This is a genomic window from Caulobacter sp. 05T431 (assembly GCF_056665975.1).
In genome coordinates, this window is record NZ_JBFTKU010000015.1 from 107927 (window position 1) to 132319 (window position 24393).

Consider the following 24393-nt stretch of genomic DNA (forward strand, 5'->3'; position numbering starts at 1 on the left):
TTCAATAGCCGCGCGACAGGTCGACGACGTCGGCCAGGGGCGCGCCGGACCGGAAGCGGGCGAGGTTCTCGGCGAAGCGGGTCGCCAGGTTGATGCGAGTGTCGGGCGTGTGCACCGAGGTGTGCGGCGACAGGCGGACCTTGGGGTGGCTGTAGAACGGATGCCCCTCGGTCAGCGGCTCGGGATGGGTGACGTCCAAGCTGGCGCGGGAGACGCGGCCGTCGTCCAGCGCCTCCAGCAGGGCCTCGTCGTCGATCAGGGCGCCGCGGGCGATGTTGATCAGGTGCAGGCCGGGCTTGGCGGCGGCCAGCACCTCGCGGCCGATCAGGCGTTGGGTCTCCGGCGTGGCGGGCGCGGCCAGCACCACGTGGTCGCTGCGGGCGAACAGGGTCTTCAGGTCGGCCACGCGCTCGACGCCGGGCGTCGGGATCGGCTTGTCCGAGCGGCGGGTGGCGATGACGTTCAGGCCCAGGGCCTGGGCGCGCGGGGCCAGGGCCTCGCCGATCGCCCCGAAGCCGACCAGGCCCAGGGTGGTCCCGGCGATCAGCTTCAGCGGTTGCGGCGCCCAGCGCGCGGCCTTGTCTATCCAGATGTCGGGCAGGCGCTTGGCGTCGGCCAGGATCGCGGCCAGGGCGAACTCGGCCAGGGCCACGGCGGAGGAGCCGCGCGCCGAGGTCACCACCGGGCCGTCGAACAGCCAGTCGGGATAGAAGTCGATGCCGACCGAGACCAGCTGCACCCACTCGACGTCGTAGGGCCAGCCCTTGGGCGGCTCGGGCGGCAGCACGCCGCCGGCCTTGCGGAACGGCGCGGCGACCAGGACCTTGGCCGAAGCGGGCAGGGGCGCGGCCAGGCCCGGCGGCACGGCCACGATCTCGGCGTCGCCCACATGCTGGGCGAAGACGCTGTTGAACAGCTCGGGCAGCTGGCTGGCGACGATCAGGCGGCTCATCTGGAGGCCTCGTCACGCGCGGCGAAGGCGGCCTTGCCGGCGCTGGTCAGCACCACGTCGGACTGCGGGGTATGGACCCGGCCGCACAGCACGTCGCGATGATGGCGCTCCAGGTCGTTGTGGCGGGTCAGGCCGGGATTGCCGGTCAGTTTCAGGGCCTTCTCGACCACGCTGATGGCGTTCTCGGTGACCAGGTGTTTGACCAGGCTGGCCTCGACCCCGCCGACCTCGCCGCGCGCCGCCGTATCGAGCAGGACGCGATTGGACAGCAGCAGCCCGTCGATCTCGCCGACCGCCTCCTGGAAGCGGGGCAGGGTCGAGAGGGCCGCGCCCAGGTTGGCCGGCTTGCGGTTGGCCAGGAAGTCCACCAGCCAGTCGCGGGCGGCCCGGGCCTGGGCGTCGTAGATCGCCGCGGTCAGCACCGCCGACCAGGCCGCGAAGCTGGCCGGATAGGGCGGCGGGGCGCCCACCGGTTGCGGGTCCAGGGCGTGGTCCAGGGGGACCAGCACGTCCTCGAAGACCACGTCGTGGCTGGCGCTGGCCCGCAGGCCCAGATGGTCCCAGGTCTCCTCGATGACGACGCCGGGGGTGTCGGCGCGGACGAGCCAGCCGCCGACCAGGGGTTCGTCGTCGTCCGAACGGGCCCAGACCACGAACCAGGTCAGGGCGGTCGAGCCGGTGGAGTAGATCTTGCGGCCGCTGATCCGCCAGCCTTCGGGCGTGCGGCGGGCGACGGTGGCCGGCAGGCCGCCGCGGGCCGGGGTGCCCAGGTCGGGCTCGACCCGCAGGGCGTTGATCAGGGCCCCGTCCCGGATCGCCTCGCCGATCACCCGCTGTTTCAGGTGCTCCGGCCAGCCCGAGCGGCCCTCGACCGAGGCGTGGAACAGGTACTGCATGACCAGGACCAGCGCCGTGGCCGGCTCGCCCCGCGCGACGGCGGAGACCACCTTCAGGGCGGTGGGCAGGTCGGCCTCCAGCCCGCCCAGGCGCCGGGGCGCGGTCAGGGCCAGCAGGCCCGCCTCGCGCAAGGCCTCGAAATTGGCGGTCGGGAAGCTGGCCTCGCGGTCGTGCCGCGCGGCCGTCGCGGCGAAGGCGGCGGTGAGGCCGGGCAGGACCGCGTCGAGATCGGGCAGGGCGGACGCTTCAGAATTTCTAGAAATCACCGCGAGGGGCATGAGACATGAGCCGTTACGGCGCGAGCGCCTTTGTCCCTAGAAGGGCGCTTAAATCCTACTGGATCAATAGACTTATCCTCAGGCTTCATATCAGAGTTTCTGATAGACCCTGGACGGAGCCGGACAGCCCGTCAGGCGCGCTCCAGGGCGCGCAGCACCGCCGTCGCGACCTGGACGGCCTGGACGCGGATGTCGGGCACGGCGTTGATCTCCCACAGCGCGCCGCGGGTGATCGGCCCCACGGCGAACAGGGTCGCATGCGGACGTCCGCCGGCGTGGATCACGCGATGGCCGGCGTCGATGTCCAGTCCCAGCCGCAGGGGATCGGCGCGGATCAGGCCGCGGTCGGCCAGGGCGGCCAGCAGCGGCTCGGTGGACCGTTCGACGTCGGCCGACGGGCCGGTGCAGTTGACCACCAGGTCCGCCTCCAGCCGCCAGGCGTCGGTCTCGCCGCGCGGGCGCCAGACCGCTCCGGCGCGACCGCCTTCCAGGATGTCGAGCCGCTCGAGCTTGCCGGCCAGGACGCGCAGCCGACCGTCCGCCCGCATCCGCGCCACCTGTTCGGCGATCTGGGGCGACAGCCGGTGGCGGTGCACGTCCCAGAAGGCGCGGGCGTGGCGCAGGAAGGCGGCGCGCCGCTTCAGGCTCCAGCCGCGCCACAGGTCCTGGGAGACCGGCCGCGCGGCGTCGATCGCCGTCCGCCAGCCGTGCCGGTCGGCCGCCTCGCGCAGCCAGGCCAGGGCCTGGACGGGCGAGAGCGAGGCGTCGGGCGGGGCCGGCAGGGKCGAGGGCGGGTCGCCTTGGTGCTCGCGCGGCGTCAGGCCCCGCCGCGACAGGGCGATCAGGGGGCGACCCGGCGCCAGGCGGTCCAGCGACAGGGCGGCGTCGACCATGGTCAGGCCGCTGCCCAGCAGCAGGATCGGTCCGCGCCCGGGCGGGGCGGCGGCGGGATCCCAGCGCCAGGGATCGGCGACATAGGCGTCGGACGCCTCCAGTTCGGGCCCGACCGCGTCGGGCGCGCGCGGCGGCGGATTGCCCAGGGCCAGCACCACGGCGTCGGCGGCGATCGGCCGGCCCATGCCGCAGGTCAGGGTCCAGGCGTCGCCGTCGGGGACGATCGCCGTGATCTCGTCGGGCGTGATCAGCAGGCGCCCGACCGCCTCGGGCCCTCCGGCCAGGGACGACAGCTGCCGCTGCAGATAGCGGCCGTAGTCGCCGCGCGTCGCGAAGCCGCCCGGGCCGACGTCCAGGGCCTGGTCCTTCAGCCACAGGGCGAAGTCGTCGGGCCGGTCCGGCCAGGCGCTCATGTTGCCGGCCCGCACGTTCAGCCGGTGGGCCGGGTCGTCGGTGGCGTAGGCCGGGCCCAGGCCGATCGGGCTGCGCCGCTCGACCAGCGCCACCTTCACCCGTTCGGACTGGCGCAGCAGGTGCAGGGCGGTCATCACGCCGCTGAAACCGGCGCCGATCACCGCGACAACGGGCGGAGGGCTCATAACCTATCTAATAGATAGGAATTGACGCCTAATCCAGCCCGGGGCCGCCTCCGATCATTCCGCCGCGATCTTCTGGGCGGCCCATCGATGCTCGGGCACGGGAAGCCCCAGGTGTCCGCGCAGGGTGTCGTGCTCGTACTCGGTGCGGAACAGACCCTTGGCCTGGAGGATCGGCACGACCTTCTCGCGGAACAGCGCGAAGTCGCCCGGGCCGGTGACATGCAGGATGAAGCCGTCCACGGCGCGGCCGACGAACCAGCGCTCGATCTGGTCGGCGACGGTCTGGGGCGAACCGACGAAATTGGCCTTCCAGCGCCCGAAGCGCTCGGCGGCCTGGCGCACGGTCAGCTTCTCGGCCTGGGCGATCCGGACGATGCGCTCGGCATGGCCCTTGTAGCTGTTGAGGCTGAGCTTGCTGACGTCCGGGAACGGGCCGTCCAGCGGGTACTGCTTGAAGTCGTGGTAGCCGAAGGCCCGGCCCAGCTCGACCAGCAGCTTGTCGATCTCGCGGCCGCCCGCCTTGGCCTCGGCGATGGCCTGGGCCTCCTCGTCGGTGTCGGCGATGATCGGGGCGATGCCCGGCAGGACGCTGATGTGGTCGGGATCGCGGCCCAGGGCGGCGGCGCGGGCCTTGAGGTCGGCGTAGTACTCCACCGCGTCCTCGAAGGTGTCGACGCCGGCGAAGACCCCTTCGGCGATGCGCGCGCCCAGGTCGCGGCCCGGGCCGCTGACCCCGGCCTGGAAGATCACCGGCTGGCCCTGGGGCGAGCGCGACAGGGCCAGCGGCCCGGCCACCGAGAAGTGCTTGCCCTTGTGGTTCAGCGCGTGCTGCTTGGCCTTGTCCAGAAAGACGCCCGCGGCCTTGTCGCGCGGGAAGGCGTCGTCCTCGTAGCTGTCCCACAGGCCTTGGACGACGTCGACGAACTCGCCGGCCCGCTCGTAGCGCTCGCCGTGCTCGAAGTGCTCGTCGCGGCCGTAGTTGCGCGCGGCGCCCTCCAGGCCCGTGGTCACCACGTTCCAGCCGGCGCGGCCCTTGCTGATGTGGTCCAGCGAGCCGAACTGCCGGGCCACGTTGTAGGGCTCCCAATAGGAGGTGGTCAGGGTGCCGACCAGGCCGATCTTCGACGTCGAGACCGCCACGGCCGACAGCAGGGTCAGGGGCTCGAGGCGATTGAGGAAGTGGGGCGCGGTGTCGGGCGTGATGAACGGGCTGTCGACGATGAACACCAGGTCGAACTTGGCGGCTTCGGCCAGGCGCGCGTTGTCGATGTACCAGTTGATGTCGATGCTGGCGTCGCCGGGCAGGGCCGGATCGCGCCAGCGCGTGTGATCGGTGCCGACGCCGGCCAGGATCGCGCCGAGTTTCAGTTGGCGGGTGGGTTGCTGCGTCATGGGAAGCCCTCGAGTTGAAGGCCGACGCTACGATCCAACCCGAGGCGGCGATAACGAGCACTGCTGATCAGCCCGATTTGCGGTGTTCAACTGCGGGCTAAAAATCCCAAGGATTACAGCGCGTTTTCGGTTTTCTTTCGCCGCTTCGAGGAAAATTGCGCCGGCTACCACGACCGCCGGACGGTGAAGGTGAGCGTGCGGGGCGTCGCGCCGTAGATCTGGTCGCGGCCGAAGGCGCTGGAGATCGCCCGGTCGGGGGTCTCCTTGTCGAAGACGTTGCGCACGGCGACGGCCAGGCTGGTCGGCCCGTGGTCGATCGTCAGGGTCACGGTGTCGAGCGCGCCGGCGGGCAGGTACAGATAGTCCGGATCGTCGGGGCGGAAGGCCGAGGTGAGGGCCGAGCGCCGCTCGTTCTGCCAGCTGAGCAGGGCCGAGGTGTCGGGCCCGAGCGTGTGGCGATAGGCCAGAGTGGCGGTGTGCCGATAGCGCGGGATGTTTGGCGCCCGGTCGCCGGGCTCGGCCTGGAATTCCGCCCGCGCCAGGTCGGAGACGCTGGTCAGGMGGGCGTCGGTGAAGGCGCTGTTGAACTCCAGGGTGAAGCCGCGACCCAGGCTGGCCTTGAGGGCCGCCTCCACGCCCTGGATCCGCGTGGAGCCGATGTTCATCACATAGCTGAACGCGCCCTTGGGCGTGGCGTTGGCGAACTGCATGTCGTGGAAGTCGATGTGGAAGGCCGCGGCCTCGACGAGCACGGCGTTGTGCAGCAGGGCGCGGCGGGCGCCGATCTCGTAGTTCCACAGATGGTCCGGCGCGAAGGTCTGCACCGCCTGGGCCGGGTCGGGGGTGGTGTTGACGCCGCCGGGCCGCGCGCCCTGCGAGGCCTGGAGATAGAGGGCGCCGTCGTCGTCCAGCCGCCATTCGGCGCGGACCCGCAGGTTGAACTCGCCGCCGTCGGCCGCGCGCTCGGGCATCGAGGTGGTCGAGCCGCTGATGATGTTGGGGATCAGCACGTCGGTCCAGGCCGCCCGCCGGGTGGCGGCGTAGCGGCCGCCCGCCGTCAGGGTCAGCCGCTCGCCGATCGGCTGGACCAACTGGGCGAAGACGGCGGCCTGGTTGAAGCGCGACCCCAGGGTCCGCAGGCCGGTGTAGCCGGCGACCTCGTCGACCTGGCCCTGGTCGTCGAGCACGTGGGCGGCGCTGCGCGTGTGCTCGCGCCGGCGCTCGAAGAACAGGCCGGCCGTCCAGCGCCCCGACCCCAGGTCGCCGTCGGCGCGCAACTCCTGGACCAGCGACTGGATCTCGGTGGCCTGGACCAGCACGCTGGGCGCGCGGCTGTTGACGTAGGCGGCGTAGGCGTCGATCTGCTGGGGTCCGCACTCGGCGTCGATCGCGAAGTAGCGCCGGCAGCCGGCCGGGTCGTCGGCCAGGCCCAGGACCACCTGGCTGGAATCCAGCCGCCGGCCCAGGTTCCAGCCGTAATAGGCCGTGGTGCTGGTGAGCACGGTGTGGGGCAGGCGCAGCGTCAGGGTCAGGCTGGAGAGGCCCAGGTCGTGATCGCTGCTGTTGAGGCCGTAGCGGTCGGAAAGGCCCGGCCCCAGCGCGCCGTTCCAGACGGACGTGTCGCCGATCCGGCGCTGCTGGTAGACGGCCAGGCCCGAGGCCTCGAGCCGGTCCGATAGCCGCGCCTTGACGGCCACCCGGACGCCCTGGGTCGTCTCGTCGTTGGTGTTGTCGCGGCCCAGGCGGACGTTGTCGACATAGCCGCCGTTGTCGCGGCGGTAGGCCACCAGCCGGACGGCCAGGTCTTCGCTGACCGGCAGGTTCTCGGCCACCGCGATCATGCCGCCGGCCGCGCCGCCCTCGACGAAGCGGGCCTGCAGGTTGACGCTGCCGGCGTAGCGGCCCAGCACGGCCGGGTTGGGTTCGATGCGCAGCTCGCCGCCGATCGCCCCGGCGCCGTGGTCGAAGCCCTGGGGGCCGCGCAGGACGTCGACGTGGTTGATGTCCACCAGGGCCAGGTCCGGCGTCACCAGGCCGGGGTCGGAATTGGTGCCGGACGGGCCCGAGACCGGCGCGCCGCCGAAATAGACCGGGGTCGTCGCCTCGCCCGCGCCGTACACCCCGCGCAGGGCCAGCTTCAACTGGCCAGCGCCGGACGGCAGGGCGTTGAGGGCGGGCGACAGGCGGGCGACCTCGCCGGGGTCGAACACGCCGCCGCCGGCCAGGACGCGGGCGCTCAGGCGTTCGACATTGGGCGGGGCCTCGTCGGAGACGGCGGTGACGATCACGGTGTCGACGGGGTTGGACTCGCCGGCGGAGGCGCGCGGGCGTTCGCTGGTCGCGACCTCGAGCGCGGGGGGCGCGGCGCGCGCCGTGATCAGGATCATCCGGTCGCCGACGATGCGGTAGTCGAGGTCGGACCCGCGCAGCAGCCGCTCCAGCGCCTCCTCGAGCGTGTAGGTCCCGTTCAGGCCGGCCGTGCGCCGGTCCTCGACGACGGCCGCCGAGAACAACACCTGCTTGCCGCTCTGCAGCGCCACCCGCTTGATCGCCTCCGCCAGGCTGGACGCCGGGATCGCGAACGCCTGACGGGGCCCAGCCGCCGCTCCGGCGGGCTGGGGCGCAAGGGCCGAAGACGCGGCAATGGCGCCCAGGAGGAATAGAATTGCGCGCGCCAAGGGAGGTTACTGAACAATATCGCTCAAGTTGATTTGACGATAGATGTGAATGGCCGTGGTATATCAGTGTACTCAGATTGAGCGACAATGATGCTTAGCGCGGATCATCGGGCAAAAATCTAGAAGTGCAGGCGAAACGCGCGATCGCGACTTGACGCGAGGCGGGGCAGGGGTGAACCGGGGCGGGTGTTCGCGAAACGGGCGATAAACGGGGCAGGGGAGCCGTCTCCGGGGCCGACCGAGGTCTGGCGGTACGCGCCGATGCTGCGTGGCTATTTCATGCGGCGGATGGGCGGCGACGTCGACGACCTGGTCCAGGAGGTGCTGCTGCGCATCGAGCGGCGCCAGGCCAAGGAGCCCATCGACAATATCGAGGGCTACCTCTTCCAGGTGGCGTCCAGCGTGCTGAACGACACCCTGCGGGCCGAGCGGTCCCGCCAGCGCTCCAAACACACCGAGCTCACGGAATTTCATCACCCCGTTGAGGTTTTGTCGCCGGATCGCGTCTTGGAAGGCAAGCAACAGCTGGCCTTGGCCCTGAGCGTCCTGGAATCGATGCCCGAGCGGTCGAGGCAGGCGTTCATCCTCGTCCGGTTCGAGCAGATGAGCTATTCGGCGGCGAGCCGCGTGATGGGGATCTCCGTCAGCGCGGTCGAGAAACACATCATGAAGGTGGTTCGGCGACTGACCGAGCGCCTGCGGAGCGACGATGATCCAGGGCGGAACGATGCGAACGGTTGACGAGCAGGCGCTGGACGCCGCCGCCGGCTGGCACGCGCGTCTGGGATCGGGGCGGGTCAGCGCCCGCGAGCAGCAGGACTTCGACGCCTGGATCGACGCCGCGCCCGAACACCGCAAGGCCTGGGACGAAACCCAGAGCGCCTGGGCCCTGGTCGGCGATCTGGCCGACCATCCGGCGCTGGCCCAGGCTCGTCGCCAGGCGCGCAAGCCCGCCGCCTCGCGCTACTGGGCGCCGGCCGCGATCGCCGCCGGCCTGGCGGCCGCCGTGGCGCTGGGCGTCACCTGGAAGGCCCTGGCGCCGGCCAGCCTCGCGCCGGCCGAGCAGGCGCGCGTGGCCGCGGTCGACTACGTGACGCCGGTCGGCCAGGTGCGCCGTGTGGCCCTGGCCGACGGCACGGTCGTCATGCTGGACGCCGATTCCGCGATCGCCGCCGCCTTCGACGGCAAGACGCGCCGCGTGACCCTGTCGCGCGGGCGGGCCCAGTTCCAGGTCGCCCACGATCCGGCCCACCCCTTCGTGGTCACGGCCCAGGGGCGCAGCGTCACGGCGCTGGGCACGGTGTTCGACGTCGACCTCGAGCCCTCGGCCGTCACCGTGACCCTGCTGCAGGGCAAGGTGGCGGTGCGCGAGCTGACCGCGCGCCAGGACGCCCGCCAGGCCATACTGGCGCCGGGCGAGCGGCTGGTCGCGCCGGGGCAGGGCGCCTGGTCGCGGCGCCCGATCGACACGACCCAGGCCGCCCGCTGGCTGAAGGGCGACCTGGTGTTCGACGAGAGCGAGCTGGGCGCGGTGGCCGCCGAGCTGAACCGCTATTCCAGCCGCAAGCTGGTGCTGGCCGACGCCGACCTGGCCCGCACGCCGGTCAGCGGCGTGTTCCGGGCCGGCGACCCCGAGGCCCTGGCCGAAGGCCTGGCGGCCAGCGGCGTGGCCCGCGTCGCGCGGCGCTCGCCCGACCAGATCGTCCTGACCAAACCCTAGGCGTCCGGCGCCCCGTCCTCCGGAAAATTCGCCCCCGCGAAGAAAAAACGTCGGGCGGGGGTGAGGGACCTTCCGCCGCTTACGTCTGACTTTGCGGCCGTCAGGGGTCCCGGACATGCACCCGGGCGCACGGTCGTCGGTCGAGGGGATAAAATCGCAATGAACACCAGGACTTCCATCCGCGCCGCCATGCTTGTGACGACGGCGCTCACCGCTTCGGTCTGGAGCGGCCAGGCTCTGGCCCGTCAGGCGGCTCCGGCGCAGGACGATGCGGCCGCGGTCGAGGAGATCATCGTCGTCGGCACGCGCATCGAGGGCTCGAAGGTCACCGCGGCCCTGCCCGTGACCTCGATCGACGCCAAGCAGATCGAGGCGATCGGCGCGACGTCGGGCGACGACCTGTTCCGGGCGATCCCCCAGATGGGCGACGTCAACTACAACTCCAGCTACATCCCCAACAGCAGCAACTCGGCGCGGGGCGACATCGGTTCGGTGAACCTGCGCAACCTGGGCTCGGGCAATACCCTGGTGCTGCTGAACGGCCGCCGCGTCGTGGCCCACCCGACCAGCCAGGCCGACGGCTCCAACCTGGTGCCGGTGATCACCTTCAACACCAACGCCATCCCCACCACCGGCCTGTCGCGCCTGGAAGTGCTGCGTGACGGCGCCGGCGCCATCTACGGCTCGGACGCGGTGGCCGGCGTGGTCAACACGGTGCTGAAGGACAACTACAGCGGCGTCGAGGCCGAGGCCCAGTACGGCATGGCCGAGGGCACGCACCTGAAKGAATACGGCCTGAACGTCCTGGCCGGCCACAACTTCGAGCGCGGCAACGTCACCGTGTTCCTGAACTACAACCAGCGCACGGCCCTGCGCTCGGGCGACCAGGACTTCACCGCCTCGGCCGACAAGCGTCCGCTGTTCGCGGRCACCCGCTTCGACGGCGCCGCCTCGCTGGACGGCCGGGCCACGACGACGCCCTGGGGCAACTTCACCGCCGCCGCCCGCGTGACGCAGAACGGCACGGCCATCACCAGCTCGGCCGGCGCCTTCCACATCCAGCCGACCACAAACCCGGGCTGCCTGGCCAGCGCCGGTTCGGGCATCTGCTACGACGACGGCACGGTGGCCACCTCGGGCGACGACCGCAACCTGCGCTACGATCCGCAAGCGGGCGCGGGCACCTCGATCATGCCCGAGCTGAAGCGCCTGAACATCTATCTGACGGGCAACTACGACATCACCGAGAACGTCCGGGCCTATGGCGAGGTCGGCTACTACACGGCCACCACCCACGCCTTCCAGAGCCCGGTTTACATGACCTCGGCCCAGGTCGTGACGGTTCCCACCACCAACTACTGGAACCCCTTCGGTCCGACCGCCTTCAACGGCGTGGCCAACCCGAACCGCCTGCCGGGCATCAACGCCCCGGCCGGCGGCCTGAACGTGACGATGGCCAGCTACAGCTTCGCCGACCTCGGCCCGGCCAAGGTCGACGTCAAGAACACCCAGAGCCGCTTCCTGGGCGGCTTCAAGGGCGAGAAGTTCGGCTGGCGCTGGGACTCGGCGCTGCTCTATTCGCAGGCCGAGGTGAAGGACACCTCCGACGGCATCAGCGCGACCCTGCTGCAGAAGCAACTCGCCCTGTCCACGCCCGACGCCTACAACCCGTTCAACGGCGGCAACCTGGCCAACCCCAGCGTCGGCGACAGCACGCCCAGCAACGCCGCGTCGCGCAACGCCATCATGGTCAAGAGCACGCGCGACAGCACCAGCACCCTGGCGTCGTGGGACTTCCGGGTCTCCAAGGCCGACCTGTTCCACCTGCCGGCCGGCGACGTCGGCGTGGCGGCCGGGATCGAGGCCCGCCGCGAGACCCAGAAGGACGATCGCGACGCCCGCGTGGACGGCACGATCAAGTACACCAACTCGGTCACCGGCATCACCTATGACAGCGACCTGATCGGCACCAGCACCTCGCCCGACACCAAGGGCCACCGCACCGTGGCCTCGGCCTACGCCGAACTGGCCGTGCCGGTGATCTCGCCGGAGATGGGCATCCCGCTGGTCCGCAATGTCGAGATGCAGCTGGCCGGCCGCTACGAGGACTACAGCGACGTCGGCGACGTGGCCAAGCCCAAGGTCGCCGTGGCCTGGGACCTGGTCGACGGCCTGCGCCTGCGCGGTTCGTGGTCGGAAGGCTTCAAGGCCCCCAACCTCGAGCAGATCAACGCCACGGTGGTGACCCGCTCGAACACGCGCACCGACTACGTGCGCTGCGAGGCCGACCTGCGGGCCAACCGCATCACCAGCTTCAGCAACTGCTCCCGCACCCAGAGCACGGCCGCCCAGCGCTCGGGCAATCCGGACCTGAAGCCGGAAACCTCGACCTCGACCGGCTTCGGCGTGGTGTTCGAGCCCAAGTTCATCGACGACCAGTTCGGCCACTTCACCTTCACCGTCGACTACTGGCGCGTGAAGCAGAAGGGCATCGTCGGCATCTTCGGCGAGGGCAACGCCCTGATCCTGGACTACCTGGAACGCATGTCGGGCGGCTCGAATCCGAACGTCGTGCGCGCGGCCCCGACCGCCGACGACATCGCGGCCTTCAACGGCACCGGCCTGACGCCGGTCGGCACGGTGCTGTACGTCAAGGACCAGTACCAGAACCTGCTGCCGCAAGAGGCCCGCGGCATCGACTACAATCTGATGTGGCGCCTGCACGGCACCCGGTTCGGCGACTTCGACGTGAACATCGGCGCGGCCCAGCTGCTGAAGTTCTACCAGTCGCCGTCGCCGGCCATCGCCGAACTGCTGGCCGCGCGCTCGGCCGGCAAGATCAACGCCGGCACGACCATCACCGGGGGCGGCGATCTGCTCAAGCAGAACGGCAAGCCCGAGCTGAAGTGGACCGCCGCCCTGACCTGGCGCCTCGACCAGGTCACCGTCGGCGCCTTCACGCAATACACCAGCGACGTGCAGGACACCTCGCTGCTCGACTCGGCGGGCGCGGCCTGGACCGTCGACTCCCAACTGACCGGAAATCTGTACGCCCAGTACGATTTCACGGACGGTTGGGCGTCCGACACCAGCCTCAAGCTGGGCGTGCGGAACATCACCGACGAGAAGCCCCCCCTCTCGTCGAACGGGTACATGGGCAGCCTCTACCAGCCCTACGCCCGGTACTGGTACGCCAGCATCCGCAAGCGCTTCTAGTCCACGCCCCCGAGGCCCCGGCGTCATCCCCCCCGACGCCGGGGCCGCCTTGCTTTCCAGAGTATCCTCATGATCCGTAACTGCTTCCGCGATCCGCTGCGCCGCCCGCTGCTGGCGCTGACCGCCGTCCTGGCGCTGGGCGTCGCGCCGCTTTCGGCCCTGGCCCAGGAGGGCACCGGCGGCGATATCGTCGGCTACGGCCAGATCCACCACCCCGAGATCGGCCGCGGCGGCATGGTGGTGGCCCAGAACCGCATCGCCGMCGAAGTCGGCGCCGAGATCCTGCGCAAGGGCGGCAACGCGGTGGACGCCGCGGTCGCCACCGCCTTCGCCGAGTCCGTCAGCCTGCCGCGCGCCGGCAATCTGGGCGGCGGCGGCTACATGTTGATCCACATCGCCAAGACCAACGAGACGGTCGCCATCGAATATTACGGCCAGGCGCCCCTGGCCACGACGCCGGACTTGCTGGTCGGGCCCGACGGCAAGGCGGGCGGCAAGCTCAGCCAGAGCTTCAAGGGCGTGGCCGTGCCGGGCACGGTGGCCGGCCTGTGGGAAGCCCATCACCGCTACGGCAAGCTGCCCTGGAAGGCGGTCGTCGACCCGGCCGTGCGGATGGCCAAGGCCGGCGTGATCCTCAGCGACGACGAGGCCAACGCCCTGAACGGCGAGCGCAAGGCGATGCTGGCCGATCCCGGCGCGGCCAAGGCCTTCTTCAAGAAGGACGGCTCGTCCTACCAGCCCGGCGAGCGCCTGCCGCAGCCCGACCTGGCCTGGAGCCTGGCCCAGATCCGCGACAAGGGCGTCGACGCCTTCTACAAGGGCGAGGTCGGCCGGCGCATGGTGGCCGGCGTCAAGGCCGGCGGCGGCGTGATCTCGATGGACGACCTGGCCGCCTACAAGGCCAATGTCTCCCCGCCGATCTGGGGCGAGTACCGCGGGCACAGGATCGCCTACATGCCGCCCACCGCCTCGGGCGTGACCCTGGCCGAGGTGATGAACATCCTCGAGACCTTCCCGATGAAGGACCTGGGCTCCAACAGCGTGGCCAGCCTGCACGTGCTGTCCGAGGCCATGAAGATCGGCTGGACCGACCGCCAGTACGTCGGCGGGCCGCCGCAGTGGACGACGCCGGTCGCCGGCCTGACCAGCAAGGCCTACGCGGCCGAGCGCGCCAAGCTGATCTCGATGACCGCCTCGCTGTCCAGCAAGGACCTGAAGGGCGGCGATCCCTATCGCTACGAAAGCCCCAACACGACCCACTTCTCGGTGGCCGACGCCGAAGGCAACGCGGTGAGCAACACCTTCACGCTCAGCGCCTCGTTTGGGGCGCACGTGGTGGCGCCGGGCACGGGCTTCCTGCTCAACAACTCGATGGGCAACTTCTCGTGGGGCAAGCGCGGCGAGGACAACGCCGCCAACAAGCCCGAGCCGGGCAAGCGGGTGGGCTCGACCATCACTCCGCTGATCGTCTTCAAGGGCGACAAGCCGTGGCTGGTCACCGGCACGCCCGGCGGCGGCTACATCATCGCCACCATGGCCCAGATGCTCAGCAACGTGATCGACCACGGCCTGAACGTGGCCGAGGCGGCCGAGCGTCCGCGGATGAACCAGTCGGGCGTCGACGGCCCGCTGGAGTTGGAGGCCGGCTTCTCGCCCGACATCGTGCCGCTGCTGGAGGCCAAGGGCCACAAGGTGACGCCGTCGATGACCATGGGCAGCACCCAGTCGATCCTGATCGACGGCGGCCTGTTCTACGGCGCGGCCGACACCCGCCGTCCCGACGCCGCGGTGGTGGGCGCGCGCTAGTCGCCGCGCCCGTTCGCTAGAGAAGGCCGCCAAAGAAGAAAGGGCCGCTCCGAGGAGCGGCCCTTTTGCTATTCGGCGCCGGCGTTCTTGCGATAGTCCAGCGGCGGGGCGCGGTCGCCCAGCAGGGGCTTGTAGACGAAGTTCGGGCCCTGGCGCTGCTTGAGCTCGGCCTTGGCGGCGGCGACCAGCTTGGGATCGCTGAACACGTCCGCGCCGGTCAGGGCGATGGACTTGGCGGCGACCACGGCCCCCTTCACGCCGATCGTCGTGCCGGCGGCGGCGGCGTTCTGCCAGCTGTGGCCGGGCGAGCCGGGCACGAAGGTGGCGGTGACCAGGCCGACGGTCGGCACGTTCCAGCTGACGTCCGACACGTCGGTCGAACCGCCGCTGGCGCCGCCGCGATCGTAGGAGGCGATGGTCTTGACCGAGGCCAGGTCGCCGCCGCCGTCGGGCAGGCTGGTGGCCAGCTTGGTCGCGAAGGCGGTCTCCTCGGCCGTCCACTGCTCGCCGCCCACGCGGCGCAGGTTGGCGTCCATGGCGCGGCCCAGGGCGTCGTTGGGCAGCATGCTGTAGACGCCGCCGGTGACCTCCCAGTCGACCGTGGTGCCGGTGGCCAGGGCCGCGCCCTTGGCGGCGTTCTCGACCCGGCCCCAGACGTCGCGGACGATCTTCGGGTCGACGTGGCGGACGTAATAATAGACCTCGGCGAAGTCCGGCACGACGTTGGGCGCCTTGCCGCCGCTGGTGATCACGTAGTGGATGCGGGTGCCGTCGGGCACGTGCTCGCGCAGGAAGTTGGTGGCCACGTCCATGATCTCGACGCCGTCCAGGGCCGAGCGTCCTTTGGACGGCGAGGCGGCGGCGTGGCTGGACACCCCGTGGAAGCGGAACTTGCCCGAGAGGTTGGCCTGGGACGGGGCCTGGGCGGCGCTGTTGACGTTGCCGGGGTGCCAGTGGATGGCGATGTCCACGTCCTTGAACAGGCCGTCACGCACCATGTAGACCTTGCCCGAACCGCCTTCCTCGGCGGGCGTGCCGTAGACGCGCAGCTCGCCCTTCACGCCGTGGGCGACCATCCATTCCTTCAGGGCGATCGCGCCGTTGACCGAGGCCGCGCCGAACAGGTTGTGGCCGCAACCGTGGCCGGCGTCGCGGCCGGGCAGCGGCTGCTTCTCGGGAACGGCGGCCTGGGCCAGGCCGGGCAGGGCGTCGTATTCGGCCAGCACCGCGACGACCGTTCCGGGGCCGGTCTTGAAGCTGGCGACGAAGGCGGTGGGCTCACCGGCTACGCCCGGCGTCACGGTGAAGCCGGCCGCCTTCAGCTGGTCCTGCAGCAGGGCCGAGCTCTTGGTCTCCAGATAGCCCAGCTCGGCGAAGTCCCAGATCTTCATGGCCGCGTCCGCGAGCTGCGGCTGACGGTCGTCGACCCGGCGGATCAGCTCGGCGCGATCGGCCTCCTTGATCGGCGCGGCCTGGGCGCCGGCGACGGCGAGCGCGCTTGCCGAAGCCAGCGCCATTGCGAACCACGAACTCTTCAATGTTCCACCCTTCTTGTCGGCGCCGAGCGTCGGCGCACGGATTAAGACGTAGCGCGCGGACAAAGCATCACCTCGGGCGGTCCAAGAATCTGGCCGCGAGCCGAACAGCTGGGAAGGGGGTGTTTTTTGAACAGGTCCGCGTCGCGACGGTTTGCCGAAACAAGAGCGGCGCCGGCTGGAAGGAGCCGACGCCGCGTCTAGAGCGCCTGAGGAGGGGGGAGCGCCCTAGAAGTTGTAGCGGAGGCCCACGAAGTAGGTCCGGCCGCTGTGGGTGTAGACGTTCAGGCGGTTGCTGACGTCGACGTACTGGTCGTTGAACTCGTCGGTCAGGTTCACGCCCTCGAAGCTGAGCTTCAGGTTCTTGCGGAGATTGACGCTGGCCTGCATGTCGATGTTCAGCGTCGAATTGGTGCCGTGATAGCTGTTGCCGTCGTTGCCCGGCACCTGGGTCAGGTAGCCGTCGCGATAGGCGGCCGAGCCCCGGATGCTCCAGGTGTCGGTCTCGTAGTACAGCGTGGCGTTGGCGGCGTGCTTGGACAGGCCCACCAGGGTGGCGTTGACGGTGGGCGCGCCGGGCGTCGTCGACGTCAGGTATTCGATGTCCGAACTCACGAAGGTGTAGTTCAGGATGTAGCCGAAGTGGCTCCAGGCGCCGGGCAGGAAGCTCAGCGGCTGCTGCCAGTTGATCTCGAAGCCCTTCAGCTTGCCGCCGTTGGAATTGACCGGCTGGGTGACGTCGAAGATGTCGGTCGGGTTGGCGCCGGTGCCGGCGATCAGCGAGTCCGGCAGGCCCAGGGTGTTGTAGGGCACCTGGGTGCGCAGGGTGGCCACGAAGGTGTCGATCTTCTTGTAGAAGACGCCGCCGGCCAGCATCGCGCCCTGGGCCGGATACCATTCCAGCGACAGGTCCAGGTTGTCCGACTGGGTCGGGTCGAGCACCGGATTGCCGGTCGAGAAGGTCCGGTTGGCGCCCTGGACGCTGACGTCGCCGCCCGGCGACAGCGAGCCGATGCCCGGCCGGGCGATGGTCCTGGCGGCGCTGACCCGGGCCACGACCGTATCGCTCAGGTCGGCCGCCAGATTGAACGACGGCAGGGTCATATCGTATTCGCGCTGGGCGTTGACCAGCTGCACGGCGCCGTTGACGACGGCGTAGCCGCCGGACTCCTGGTCGGTGTGGACGTGGCGCACGCCGGCGTCGCCCCGGAAGGGCAGGCCGAAGGCGTCGAACTTGAAGTCCGCCTGCAGATAGACGCCGGTGTCCTTTTCCTCGACCGTGCCGTACTGGCCGCGCGCCGAGCTGTTGTTGGTGTTGGTCAGGGCGTAGATGCCGGTGTTGCTGTAGATGCCGTAGGTCGAGGCGTAGGCGTCGATGTCGGGCACGAGCCAGGCCGTGGCGTTGCCGGCCGGCAGGCCCAGCCCCTTGCCGAAGCCCGAATAGACCTTGGACACGGCGGCCAGCTGGGCCGGCGTCAGGGTCTGGACCACGGTCTCGCTGGTCCGGTACTGGCCGTAGCTGTCGTACTCGAACTTGCGGAAGTCGACCCCCCCCTTGAGGGTCAGGTGGTCGTTGAGGTCGTACTCGCCGTAGATCTTGCCGGTGGTGAACTGGTTCTCGACGAACTGCGGACGCAGGCGCACTTCGGACGTGCCGTTGACGGCGCTCCAGTTGGCCGGGTCGGTCGGGTCGAAGCCGAGGTTGATGGCCGGCGGGCGATCGCCTCGGAAGTCGTACGAGTAGCCCTGGCTGTTGGCCCGGTCGAAGGTGATGATCGTCGACACAGGCTGGGTGAAGGTGGAGTCCCCGTAGCCGGCCATGGCCCCCAGCCGCACCTTGTCGCCGATCTTGTGGGTGGCCGACAGGGTGAACTGCTTGAACTCGGTGTTCAGCTCGTCATAGGCCGACTGGGTGCGCAGATCGACATTGTCGAGCTTGGCGTAGACCAGGTTGCGGTTCGCATCGACGACGCCGTCGCGGATGATGGTCTGGGGCTTGCCGGTGCCGCCGCGCGACAGGCCGATCGCCTGCAGCTGGGCCTCCTTGCGAGTGCCCGCCAGGTAGGAATAGAGCGCGTCGAACGACACCGTGGTCTGGTCGGTCGGCCGCCATTGCAGCGAGCCGCTGGCCCCGAAGCGCTCGGATTCGATGTCGTAGCTGACATAGGCCGGAATGCGCGGGTGATAGATCGCGGTGGCCGGGTTGCTGTCGTTGATCTGGGCCAGGGTGTAGCCGGGCAGGGTGGAGGCGTTGTTGAAGCCGCCGTTGCTGCCGCCGTAGGTCCAGCGCGTGATGTTGGCGCCTTCCTCCAGCAGATGGCGGTTCTCGTAGGCAACCGAGACCAGGGCGCCGAACGTGCCGTCGCGCCAGGTGCGGCTGGCCAGGGCCGACAGCCGGGGCCCCGCGTCCTTGGCCAGGTCGTTGTAGCTGGCCTGGGCCGACAGCACGAGCTGGGGCTTGGGATTGTCGAACGGGCGGGCGGTGTTGAGGTCGACCGTCGCGCCCAGCGAGCCTTCCTCGACGTCCGCCGAGGCGGTCTTGCGCACGGCGATGCTGTTGAACAGGTCCGAGGCGAAGATGTTGAAGTCGAAGCCCCGTCCGCGGTTCGTGCCGCCGCTGTTGGCGGTGCCGCCGGTGGTGGTGATCGCCTCCATGCCGTTGATCCGGACGCGCGTGTATTCCGAGCCCAGGCCCCGGACCGAGATCTGCCGGCCCTCGCCGTTGATGCGCGAGATCGAGACGCCGGGGATGCGTTGCAGCGACTCGGCCAGGTTCAGGTCCGGGAACTGGGCGATGTCCTCGGCCTTGATGGCGTCGACCACGCCCGAGGCGTTGCGCTTGATGTTGATCGCGCTGGCCAGGCTGGCCCGGAAGCCCGTGACGACTACTTCCTCGACTTCGCTGGAGCCGTCGGACGGGTTCGCCTGGGCGGGGGGCGTCGCTGCTTCCTGAGCGTGCCCGACGGTGGCCAGGGCCATGGCGACCGCCAGACCCGAGGCCGCGCCATTGAGGCCGGTCCGCAGGCCCTGTGAATTTCGAAGCGCCATGTTCCCTCCCATGCCCACGATTCGCGGGTCGTTCTTTTTGGGTAGGCCGGTCAAACCGACCTCTTGCTGTGGGAAAAGGATAGGAGCGCGTTCGCCGAACGGGCCAATCCTAATCGGGCATGGACCGATGCATGATCTGCACCGATGGAGGAGCCCGCCCCGCCAGGACGGGCGAAAACGGGCGAAAGCGGGGGCGTTGAAGCCCCTTGGCCGGACGTGACGCCGGGCCGGGAGGCCGTCATCGATGTTGGCCGTGGATCGGTCGATAGGCGATTTGACTTAGACCGACCCGCGCGGGGTCTCTAGCTTCGACCTCAAGGCCTCGGGATCGGGGTGGCGCGGGAGACGATCGGATCGGACCCGCGATCAGAACAAAGCAGACAGGGAAGGGGACACGATGACCGCGCAGACCGTCGACGGCGCCGCCAAGAGAACCCGTGTTCGCTGGCTGATCATCCTGCTGCTGTTCATCATCACCACGATCAACTACGCCGACCGCGCCACCTTCTCCATCGCCGGGCAGTCGGCGTCCAAGGAGCTGGGTCTCKACCCGGTGGCGATGGGCTACATCCTGTCGGCCTTCGCCTGGGCCTATGTGCTGGGCCAGATCCCCGGCGGCGTGCTGCTGGACCGCTTCGGCTCGAAGAAGATCTACACCACGGCCCTGGTCGTCTGGTCGCTGTTCACGGCCCTGCAGGGGCTGGCCGGGATCTTCACCGGCCTGGCCGCCGCCGGGGCCCTGTTCGCCATGCGGTTCATGGTCGGCATCGCCGAGGCGCCGTCGTTCCCCGCCAATTCGCGCATCGTCGCGGCCTGGTTTCCCGGCTCGGAACGGGGAACGGCCTCGGCGATCTTCAACGCCGCCCAGTACTTCGCCCTGGTCGCCTTCGCCCCCTTGATGGGCTGGTTGGTCCATCAGTTCGGCTGGCGCTCGGTGTTCTTCGTCATGGGCGGCGTCGGCGTGGTGGCGGCGGTCATCTTCGTCAAGTTCGTCCACGCCCCCACCGACCATCCGGCGATCAACAAGGCCGAGTTCGACTACATCGAGGCCGGCGGCGGCCTGGTGCGCATGGAGGACAAGGTCGCCAGCAACGGCGCGGCGTTCACCTGGCCCAACGTGCGCCAGCTGCTGACCAACCGCATGCTGCTGGGCGTGTATCTGGGCCAGTACTGCATCAACGTCCTGACCTATTTCTTCGTCACCTGGTTCCCGATCTACCTGGTCAAGGAGCGGGGCCTGTCGATCCTGCAGGCCGGGTTCACCGCCGCGGCGCCGGCGCTGTGCGGCTTTGTCGGCGGGCTGCTGGGCGGGATCATCTCCGACCGGCTGCTCAAGAAGACCGGCTCGCTGGACGTGGCCCGCAAGACGCCGCTGCTGATCGGCATGCTGCTGGCCTCGCTGATCATCGCTTGCAACTATGTGGAACAGGAGTGGCTGGTCATCGCGATCATGGCGGTCGCCTTCTTCGGCAAGGGCGTGGCGTCGCTGGGCTGGGCCGTCGTGGCCGACACCTCGCCCAAGGAGATGGCCGGGGTGACGGGCGGGATCTTCAACACCTTCGGCAACATCGCCGGGATCGTGACCCCGATCGTCATCGGCTACATCGTCAAGGGCACCGGCTCGTTCGACGGCGCCCTGATCTTCGTCGGCGTCCACTGCCTGATCACCATCGCCGCCTATTTCCTGATCGTCGGCAAGATCCAGCGCCTCGTGCTGAAGCCGGCGGCCTGAGGAGAAGCGTTCGATGACCACGCGCCGCCGCTTCCTCCGTACCGCCTCGGCCCTCCTGCTGGCCGGGGTCGCTTCACCGGTCCTCGCCGCGCCGAAGCCGACGCTGGAGATCAGGACMCCGATGGCGCCGCCCGAATGGGCGCTGCTGGAGCGTGAGCTGCTCAAAGCCAACGCCGAGGCCTGCGAAGCTTTCTTCGCACGCTATTTCGACGATCGCGGCTTCCTGCTGGCGGTCGAGCGCTGGGGCGCCAACGACGGTCCCGACGACGCCATCGAGAACGTCAACGACTGGCCGTACCTGCACGCCCTGGGCGGCCGCGACAGTCTGCTGGCGCTGTCGAAGAAGGCCTACGAGGGCAATGTGCGCCAGTACACCCTGGCCAGGACCAAGGACGTGCCGTTCGCCCGCGAGGGCATGTACTACAAGGAATTCCCGGTCATGACCGACTGGCAGCACCTGTCCGAGGGGCTGTCGGTGTTCAACCTGCTGGGGCTGTCGGACCCGCACGACGCGCGCTACCGCGACCGGGTGAAGCGGTTCTCGGGCTTCTACATGAACGAGGACCCGGGCGCGCCGAACTACGATCCCAAGCACAGGATCATCCGCAGCATGGTCACCGGCAGCCGCGGCCCGATGCTGCGCAAGGCCACGCCGTTGGACTGGGCGGGCGACCCGTTCGACCCGAAGGGCTTCTTCATGGAGCACGGCGAGAGCACCTACGAAGAGACCCTGCACCACTACGACGACTATACCGACGTCATCGGCGACGGGCCGCTGAACCTGCAGGTCACCAGCCTGGTGCTCAACGCCTACATGCTGGATCACGAGCGCAAGTACCGCGACTGGCTGCTGGGCTATGTCGACGCCTGGGCCGAGCGGGCCCAGGCCAACGGCGGGGTGCTGCCCAGCAATATCGGCCTGGACGGCAAGATCGGCGGCGCGACCGACGGCAAGTGGTGGGGCGGAGTCTATGGCTGGGGCTTCAGCCCGATCGTGCCCCAGACCGGCAAACGCGAGGACCGCAACCGCGTGCCGCGCTCGATCGTCGGCTTCATGAACGCCTATCTGCTGACCGGCGACGACAAGTACCTGGAGGTCTGGCGCAGGCAAGCCGACGTCATCAACGCCCAGAAGAAGATCATCGACGGCAAGGTCCACACCCCGCGCATGTACGGCGACGACGGCTGGTACGGCTATGCGCCGGGCGAGTACCGGCTGAACGGGCTGGAGATCTGGTACCTGTCGATGAAGGCCTCTGACCGGGCCCGCGCGGCCGAGCATCCGTGGCTGACCTATCTGGACGGCAAGGACCCCGGCTTCCCGGTCAAGGCCCTGCGCGCCGACCTGGAGCGGGTCCGCGCCCGGGTCCAGGCGCGCCTCGACGACCGCACCACCCCGGACACGCGCCTGGCGGACGCCGCGCTCGACATCAATCCGGCCAGCGTCACGGCGCTGATCCACCTGATGCAGGGCGGCATCCACATCGCCCGCCCGCMGTGGTCGCCGACCTCGCCGGCCCAGGGCGGGGCGCTGCACTATGCGCGCCTGCGCTACTTCGATCCCGAACGCCGCCGGGCCGGTGTCCCCGAGGATGTCGCCGCCCTGGTCGAGACGCTCGGCGACGACGGCGCGACCGTGACCCTGGTCAACACCAATCCGGTCCAGGCCCGGACGGTGACCGTCCAGGGCGGCGGATATGGCGAGCACCAGGTGCTCAGCGTGGCGACCGATGTCGGCGCGCCTGTGACGGTGAACGCCTCGGCCTTCACCGTGCGGCTGGCGGCCGGGGCGGGGGCGCGGTTGAGGCTGAAAATGAAGCGCCACGTCAACGCGCCGACGCTGAGCTTCCCGTGGGATCGGGCTTAGCGAAGCGACGACCGTCCTTCCACACGCGCATGGTCTTGGCGTGAGATCACACCCCCTTGCCCCTGCGGTCTGTCCGCCCCCATAGGGGGCGGAGGACGCGCGCTGGCCCTCTTCCCCCTCCGGGGGAAGACGACCGCGAAGCGGTCCGTAGGGGGCAAGTGTTCACCGCGACTACGTCCCTTCCTTCAGGAACGGTGCGACCGAGAACAGCTCCCGCTCCTCGCGCCGCGGGTCGTCGACCATCGCCGAGGTTTCGTTGATCACCAGCGTCGGGCGTTGGGGCAGGGTGTACTTGCCCCAGGCTGGAATCGCCGCGCAGTTCGGATCGCCCGTCCGCGCGAAGGCGATGAAGGCCTCGCTCATCTGGTTGGCCACCGCCTTGGCGGCCGGACCCGTGCCGGTCTTCGAGCCCGGCTTGTCGAGGTTGTCGAACACCAGGGCGATGTCGAAGCTGTGGAACGCCCGCAGCTTGCCGCCGTCGATCGGCGAGCCGAAGTCCAGCTGGTACATCCAGGCCGGCGCGCCGATCCTGGCGCGCTGCTCGGCCTGGATCAGGTGACCGGGCCACGACCGCCCAGCGGTCGTCGCCGCGAAGAACACCTCCGACGGCGTGTAGTCCGGATAGAGCTCGCGATAGCGGGCGATGACGACGCGCGGTTCGACATCCAGCACCAGTTCGGGCCCCAGGCGCTCGGGCAGCTCCTCCCAGGTGATCGTGAAGTTCTTCGGATCGCCGCCGAGGAAGGCCCGKGTCTCGTCGTGGGTGTTGCCGATGATCATCGGGATGTGGGCGCTCTCCCGCGGCGCGTCCGGATAGAACGGATGGCGCGGCAGGACCCCGCCGTCCATCACCGACCAGAAGATGATCGAGCCCTTGCGCTCCAGCGGATCGGGCATCTTCAGGGCGGCGACCAATTGCTCGGCCGGCAGCTTGCGCAGGACGTCGACCTGGTCGGGCTTCAGGCCCAGCCGCGCCATGAAGGCCTTGGCGCGCAGCGTGGCGTGGATCGGGCCCATGGCGGTGACGTGCTGGCCGCTCATGGTGGCCACCCGGTGCATCAGCCCCCTGGCCGCCGGCATGGCCATCAGAGTGACCAGCTTGCCCCCGCCGCCGGACTGCCCGAAGGCCGTCACCTTGTCCGGATCGCCCCCGAAAGCGGCGATGTTGTCCCGCACCCATTCGAGCGCCAGGACGAGGTCCAGATTGCCGACATTGCCGCTGTCGGCCAGGTCGGGTCCGCCCAAGGCGGCGAGATAGGCGTAGCCGAACACGTTGAGGCGGTGGTTCACGGTCACCACCACGACGTCGCCGCGCCTGGCCAGGTTCACCCCGTCGTACAGTGGATCAGACCCCGATCCGTTGGCGTGGGCGCCGCCGTGGACATAGACCATCACCGGCCGCTTCCTGCCGTCCAGGGCGGGCGTCCAGACATTCAGGAACAGGCAATCCTCGCTGGTCGCTTCCTGGATCTTGACCTGCGGGCTGGCCGGCCCGTAGGCGAGGGCGTCGGCGACGCCGCTCCATGGCTCGGGCGGTAGCGCCGGCATGAACCGGCGCGGGGCGGTGTCGGCGCCGTAGCGCACGCCCTTGAACAGCTTGATCCCGTCGACCTCGGCGCCGCGCACCTTGCCGTAGACGGTGGTCGCGATCGGCGACTTCGAGGCCGCTTCGGCGGGGAGGGCCAGGCCCGCCAGGCCCACGGCGGCGGCTCCCGTCAGCACGGCGCGGCGGTCGGTCGTCATGGCGCTTCTCCCCAAGCGTTATGTCCTGGTCCGCTA

At 69.8% G+C, this 24393-nt stretch carries 14 protein-coding genes; 6 read left to right on the plus strand and 8 right to left on the minus strand.

Going from position 1 to position 24393, the window contains the following annotated elements; all coding sequences use genetic code 11:
• Position 1: 1 nt before the first annotated feature.
• The 5 genes from AC1U89_RS15065 to AC1U89_RS15085 all read right to left on the minus strand — a co-directional run bounded on the left by AC1U89_RS15065 (position 2) and on the right by AC1U89_RS15085 (position 7552).
• Positions 2-952 (minus strand): D-isomer specific 2-hydroxyacid dehydrogenase family protein, encoded by a 951-nt coding sequence (locus AC1U89_RS15065; protein ID WP_479900504.1) that lies wholly within the window; start codon positions 950-952, stop codon positions 2-4.
• On the minus strand, positions 949-2127 hold the full coding sequence (locus tag AC1U89_RS15070; protein WP_479900505.1) for an acyl-CoA dehydrogenase family protein: 1179 nt from the start codon (positions 2125-2127) through the stop codon (positions 949-951). Before AC1U89_RS15070 ends, AC1U89_RS15065 begins: the two co-directional genes overlap by 4 nt.
• Positions 2128-2258: 131 nt before the next feature.
• Complete coding sequence (locus AC1U89_RS15075) at positions 2259-3620, minus strand: FAD/NAD(P)-binding protein (protein ID WP_479900506.1); 1362 nt, start codon at positions 3618-3620, stop codon at positions 2259-2261.
• A gap of 54 nt (positions 3621-3674) precedes the next feature.
• Positions 3675-5012, minus strand: a complete 1338-nt coding sequence (locus AC1U89_RS15080) for an LLM class flavin-dependent oxidoreductase (protein ID WP_479900507.1) — start codon at positions 5010-5012, stop codon at positions 3675-3677.
• Between the two features lie 164 nt (positions 5013-5176).
• Positions 5177-7552 (minus strand): TonB-dependent receptor, encoded by a 2376-nt coding sequence (locus AC1U89_RS15085; RefSeq protein WP_479900508.1) that lies wholly within the window; start codon positions 7550-7552, stop codon positions 5177-5179.
• Between the two features lie 399 nt (positions 7553-7951).
• On the opposite strand from AC1U89_RS15085, the gene AC1U89_RS15090 reads away from it, so the two are divergent.
• The 4 genes from AC1U89_RS15090 to ggt all read left to right on the plus strand — a co-directional run bounded on the left by AC1U89_RS15090 (position 7952) and on the right by ggt (position 14432).
• Positions 7952-8431, plus strand: a complete 480-nt coding sequence (locus tag AC1U89_RS15090) for an RNA polymerase sigma factor (protein WP_479900509.1) — start codon at positions 7952-7954, stop codon at positions 8429-8431.
• Positions 8418-9410, plus strand: a complete 993-nt coding sequence (locus tag AC1U89_RS15095) for a FecR family protein (protein WP_479900510.1) — start codon at positions 8418-8420, stop codon at positions 9408-9410. Before AC1U89_RS15090 ends, AC1U89_RS15095 begins: the two co-directional genes overlap by 14 nt.
• Positions 9411-9569: 159 nt before the next feature.
• On the plus strand, positions 9570-12626 hold the full coding sequence (locus tag AC1U89_RS15100) for a TonB-dependent receptor plug domain-containing protein (RefSeq protein ID WP_479900511.1): 3057 nt from the start codon (positions 9570-9572) through the stop codon (positions 12624-12626).
• A 69-nt stretch (positions 12627-12695) separates the two neighbouring features.
• Positions 12696-14432, plus strand: a complete 1737-nt coding sequence (gene ggt, locus AC1U89_RS15105; protein ID WP_479900512.1) for a gamma-glutamyltransferase — start codon at positions 12696-12698, stop codon at positions 14430-14432.
• Positions 14433-14500: 68 nt separating this feature from the next.
• Here the strand turns inward: ggt and AC1U89_RS15110 are convergent, their stop codons facing one another.
• Together AC1U89_RS15110 and AC1U89_RS15115 are read right to left on the minus strand one after the other, a co-directional pair.
• Positions 14501-15949: an amidohydrolase gene (locus tag AC1U89_RS15110; RefSeq protein ID WP_479900513.1), complete on the minus strand. Its 1449-nt coding sequence runs from the start codon at positions 15947-15949 to the stop codon at positions 14501-14503.
• Positions 15950-16195: 246 nt separating this feature from the next.
• Entirely contained in the window at positions 16196-19015 is a 2820-nt protein-coding gene (locus AC1U89_RS15115) for a TonB-dependent receptor (protein WP_479900514.1), read from the minus strand.
• A 397-nt stretch (positions 19016-19412) separates the two neighbouring features.
• On the opposite strand from AC1U89_RS15115, the gene AC1U89_RS15120 reads away from it, so the two are divergent.
• Together AC1U89_RS15120 and AC1U89_RS15125 are read left to right on the plus strand one after the other, a co-directional pair.
• A complete protein-coding gene (locus tag AC1U89_RS15120; RefSeq protein WP_479900515.1) occupies positions 19413-20747 on the plus strand; it encodes an MFS transporter in 1335 nt (444 codons plus the stop codon).
• A 13-nt stretch (positions 20748-20760) separates the two neighbouring features.
• Entirely contained in the window at positions 20761-22614 is a 1854-nt protein-coding gene (locus AC1U89_RS15125) for a DUF8034 domain-containing protein (protein ID WP_479900516.1), read from the plus strand.
• Between the two features lie 171 nt (positions 22615-22785).
• Here AC1U89_RS15125 and AC1U89_RS15130 read toward each other — a convergent pair whose 3' ends face one another.
• The gene (locus AC1U89_RS15130) at positions 22786-24357 is read right to left on the minus strand and encodes a carboxylesterase/lipase family protein (protein WP_479900517.1); all 1572 of its coding nucleotides are present in this window, start codon (positions 24355-24357) and stop codon (positions 22786-22788) included.
• Positions 24358-24393: the final 36 nt, after the last annotated feature.

Excerpts from the sequence above, each read along its gene's own strand:
- AC1U89_RS15065 (WP_479900504.1), bottom strand. The coding sequence starts at position 952 with ATGAGCCGCCTGATCGTCGCCAGCCAGCTGCCCGAGCTGTTCAACAGC.
- AC1U89_RS15070 (WP_479900505.1), bottom strand. The coding sequence starts at position 2,127 with ATGCCCCTCGCGGTGATTTCTAGAAATTCTGAAGCGTCCGCCCTGCCC.
- AC1U89_RS15080 (WP_479900507.1), bottom strand. The coding sequence starts at position 5,012 with ATGACGCAGCAACCCACCCGCCAACTGAAACTCGGCGCGATCCTGGCC.
- AC1U89_RS15090 (WP_479900509.1), top strand. The coding sequence starts at position 7,952 with ATGCTGCGTGGCTATTTCATGCGGCGGATGGGCGGCGACGTCGACGAC.
- AC1U89_RS15095 (WP_479900510.1), top strand. The coding sequence starts at position 8,418 with ATGCGAACGGTTGACGAGCAGGCGCTGGACGCCGCCGCCGGCTGGCAC.
- AC1U89_RS15110 (WP_479900513.1), bottom strand. The coding sequence starts at position 15,949 with ATGGCGCTGGCTTCGGCAAGCGCGCTCGCCGTCGCCGGCGCCCAGGCC.
- AC1U89_RS15115 (WP_479900514.1), bottom strand. The coding sequence starts at position 19,015 with ATGGCGCTTCGAAATTCACAGGGCCTGCGGACCGGCCTCAATGGCGCG.